General features: G+C 40.2%; 2 protein-coding genes and 2 pseudogenes. 1 reads left to right on the top strand and 3 read right to left on the bottom strand.

Annotated features, from left to right (window positions below):
* Window positions 1–90: 90 nt before the first annotated feature.
* Window positions 91–1,416 (bottom strand): IS4 family transposase, encoded by a 1,326-nt coding sequence (locus CK510_RS27940; RefSeq protein ID WP_095724757.1) that lies wholly within the window; start codon window positions 1,414–1,416, stop codon window positions 91–93.
* Between the two features lie 104 nt (window positions 1,417–1,520).
* Here CK510_RS27940 and CK510_RS27945 point away from each other — a divergent pair.
* Window positions 1,521–1,861, top strand: a pseudogene (locus CK510_RS27945) (hypothetical protein); the annotation flags it as partial.
* Between the two features lie 201 nt (window positions 1,862–2,062).
* Here the strand turns inward: CK510_RS27945 and CK510_RS27950 are convergent.
* Window positions 2,063–2,551 (bottom strand): annotated as a pseudogene (locus tag CK510_RS27950) (group II intron maturase-specific domain-containing protein).
* A gap of 178 nt (window positions 2,552–2,729) precedes the next feature.
* Window positions 2,730–3,425 carry a 2,3-bisphosphoglycerate-dependent phosphoglycerate mutase gene (locus CK510_RS27955; RefSeq protein WP_095724758.1) on the bottom strand — a complete coding sequence of 232 codons (696 nt, stop codon included), beginning with the start codon at window positions 3,423–3,425 and terminating at the stop codon, window positions 2,730–2,732.
* Between the last annotated feature and the right edge of the window lie 178 nt (window positions 3,426–3,603).

A 3,603-nucleotide genomic window follows, 5' to 3' on the forward strand; every position in this document is an offset into this window, starting at 1 on the left:
AGATAAAACAATGCAGCAAACACTCTTTTTGGTGGCATGAGAAAACACAAAAACATGGACGAGTTTATATTATCGGCGATTAGTAACAAGTTAAGGAAAAGCAGGAATTGTCAAGGGTAAAGGAAAAGGGGATAAATCAAGGGTTTGAGGTTTTTTTCGTATTGTCTTGACAACATCAAGATTTTTATTCTCTGGAGCGGCAAAAAATAAAACGGGGTCAGTGGCTCGACCCCTGTCGTAAGCATGATTAAAATGATAAAGCCCGCGAAAAATCATCTCTAAGGAAATGCGGTCAAACGGAAGGGCTAGTTCATCAGCAACAGCGTCTGCGAGGTCAATTAAAACTGCATAGAACAACCAAGTTGCCCAAACTTGAAGCTTGATACCATTGATTGAACCAGTCCATAAATAACTTAATCCCAGCAAGCGTTTAGCAGTATTAAATGATTCTTCAATTCTCCATCGTCTGGCATAAAGATCGGCAACGACGTAGGGTGGAAGAATTTGAGGGTCTAGAACTGAGGTAACATAGGCATACCAAGTTTTGCCTTGCTTGACTTCGATTAGGCGTAAACGTAATATTTGTTGGTGTTTATCTTTTGTGTTGAAGGAAATTACACGGTCTCTAAGTGTGTAGTCGTAGCTCAAAATCCGCTCAACATCAAATACTGCATTTGATTTAATGCGAGTGATAAAATCAATCTGTTTGGCAATTAAGCGCAAGAAAAAACCAAAATCATAAAAGCCACGGTCAAGAACTAGCAAGGTTTTAGCACTAGCAATATTAATTAAATCATCGAGAAAATTAGTATCATGTGCTAAGGGATTGGTATGAAACCAAACTTGTACAGGTAATCGTGTTAACAAATCAATCACTGTACATATCTTGCCAGCTAACTTACCTTGTGGAACATCTTTTAAACTATCTAATTTACGAAATAAAGCTTCGAGTGTTGACCCGTCCGCAATCCATATATTCTCAAAATACTTCTTGGCATATTTGACTGCTGCTGGCAGAGGTCGTTTTTCACGAAGAAGCCAACGCGATTGCAATAATGGTAATAAATCGTGAAAAACTCGTTCAAATAGTTCTGCCGGAAAACTGAGAAACCTTTGTGACAATGCCTGTTGTGATACTTTAACAGCTTTACCCCACAGCAATTCTTTCTGCTCCAACATTCGAGTCAGTTCATTTACCGATGGTACTTGCCGCCAAATCACAGTTAACATCGCTGCAACCATTAATGACAGATTGAGTATGCGTTCGCGTAGTCCCAGGCTCCGATAATAGGAACTTTGAGCGTATATTGCTGGACTTAACAAGTCTTTTAAGTGTTGAGTGATTGCCTCATTGTCTGCAAGTGGGGTATTTCGACGACGAACATGGTCAGGATTTCTTGGTTTTTTCTTTGGCATTGTTCTGGGAGATACACTATCAACTATTTTCCTCGATGCCTAAGTCCCTTTATACTGCTCTTGACAAAACCTTAAAAACCTTAACTTGTTACCAATCATTATCGGCTACTGGGGAACGTTGTAAAACTTTAGTGCGAGAACGAAATTACATTTTAAAAGCTTACCGAAGACGGCTTTTAAAATATAACGAAGTTGCGTTTCAAAAACTTCCTATTGGCAGTGGTGCAGTTGAAAGTTTAATTCGTCAAGTGGTGAAACTTTGCCACGGGGATACTCCCCGATGGCAAGATTTCACGTTAACTTACGGATGAAAAGAAACGGTAAATTTTGGTTAAAAAATAATGCTGAAATTATGTTACATCTTCGCTGTCAATGGATAGCTGGAAGCTGGAATAATTTTTGTGATTCTATCTTAAATTCATTCATTAAGCCGAAAGCAGCTTAAAATATTTTATACCTTGATACAGGTTTTAATCGATTTGTTGCTGCAATTAATACCAAGTAATCAAGCTCTGTTGCAGATTTTTTTTTAATAATAGTCAAATGACTTGCTAGCAATCTTTTTGAGATATCTCATGAAGATGATTTATCCTGTCAAACAGTACAACCTCTGTAAATAAAATTACTTTGTACTTAAATATGATTTTTAGCGATCGCACCTTTTTTGCCAGACCTCACCAAATCGCGTTGCTCCCCTTCTGGAACTCCAGTATTTCAGGTTCCCATCGAAGGGGGATGCAGTCCCTTTAACTTTGACGTGCCTAACAATTTTTTTGTTAGAGTGTCGGATTAGAGTTTCTGCAACTTTTCCGTCTTTGGATACTGAGAATACCCAGTTATCGCCCTCAATGGTATGCCAGTATTTTTTGGCTACCCATGACCCGGATTTACCGGGGTGTCGGCGATTCGCCCATCTGGAGAGCTTTTGAAAAATCTGATGGTCTATGTGAGAAAATATTTCCGAACTCACTTATGTTGAATAATAGTTGACCCATCCAGAAATTACTGGATTTAGGTGAGCTATTAATGCTTCTTGTGAAGCTGACTTGTGGGTATCGATTATTTCTGCTAAGGCATCATAGTGTTTCTTAATCGCTTTCTTACTGGGTTTGATGAGGGTATTAAATCCAGCAATTCCAAATTCAGAACGATTTTACGCCGTTTCAGCCATTATCCAAATTGTCAATAATTGTTAATTCCCCTTGGCGTAAGGGTTTCAGAACCATCAAATTTTGAATTTGGAATTGCTACCTTTTCCTCCACCCTCTTGACAAATGTGCAATTACCTGAACCTCTCACGGATGGCTTCGATCTCAATTCAAAATCACTTTGTTGGCGATCTGACCATAAGCGTCAATGTCATAGACAATTGGAATTGCTGTGCCTAACTCAACGTTGACAATCTCCTCTTCGGATAGATTTTCCAGGTGCTTAATGATGGCACGAAGTGAATTTCCATGCGCTACAACCAAGATATTATCTCCTGTGATTAAGTGCTGCAAAATGCGATCGCAAAAAAATGGAACAGTGCGCTTGACCGTATCTGCCAAACTTTCGCCACCCGGTGGAGCCACAGTATATGATCGTCGCCAGAGTTGCACCTGCTCTTGACCAAATTTTACTGCGGTTTCAGCTTTATTCAACCCTTGCAGTTCCCCATAGTACCGTTCATCCAGCTTCGCTGTCAGATAAACTGGTAGTTGCTGTTCGGGATCGCCTTTATATTTATCCCAACCATGCCAGTCTTCATCATCTGCCTGATGCTTGATGATCGGAATTCTCCCGTCGCAAATATCCTCTACTTCTGTCAAGATAATAATTGCAGTTTCAATCGCGCGAAACAGCAGACTGGTAAAGCAAACTCTGACTCGATAATCCTTCAGTTTGCAGGAGGCGATCGTTGCCTCTGCTCGTCCCTGTTCGCCTAAAGGAACATCAACCCATCCTGTAAATTTATTCTCTGCATTCCAAAGGCTCTGTCCGTGACGGATCAAAATTAATTTAGCCATTGTGTGTTTCTTCGGTATGCGATAGCGAAGCGCTGCTGCAAGCAGAACGCATGGTTCTAGAGTTCCAGGGTATCAAAAATGTCACGCAGAATCTGTGCGGAATGAATCAACTGTTGTTGCTCCGTGTCATTGAGAGTAAGGTTGACCCTCTTAATCACACCTTTTTCATTCACCACAG

Source organism: Brunnivagina elsteri CCALA 953 (assembly GCF_002289455.1).
Taxonomy (GTDB): Bacteria; Cyanobacteriota; Cyanobacteriia; order Cyanobacteriales; family Nostocaceae; genus Brunnivagina; species Brunnivagina elsteri.

Bases quoted from the DNA above. Each gene is read 5' to 3' on its own strand.
- CK510_RS27940 (WP_095724757.1), bottom strand. From the start codon at position 1,416: ATGCCAAAGAAAAAACCAAGAAATCCTGACCATGTTCGTCGTCGAAAT.
- CK510_RS27955 (WP_095724758.1), bottom strand. From the start codon at position 3,425: ATGGCTAAATTAATTTTGATCCGTCACGGACAGAGCCTTTGGAATGCA.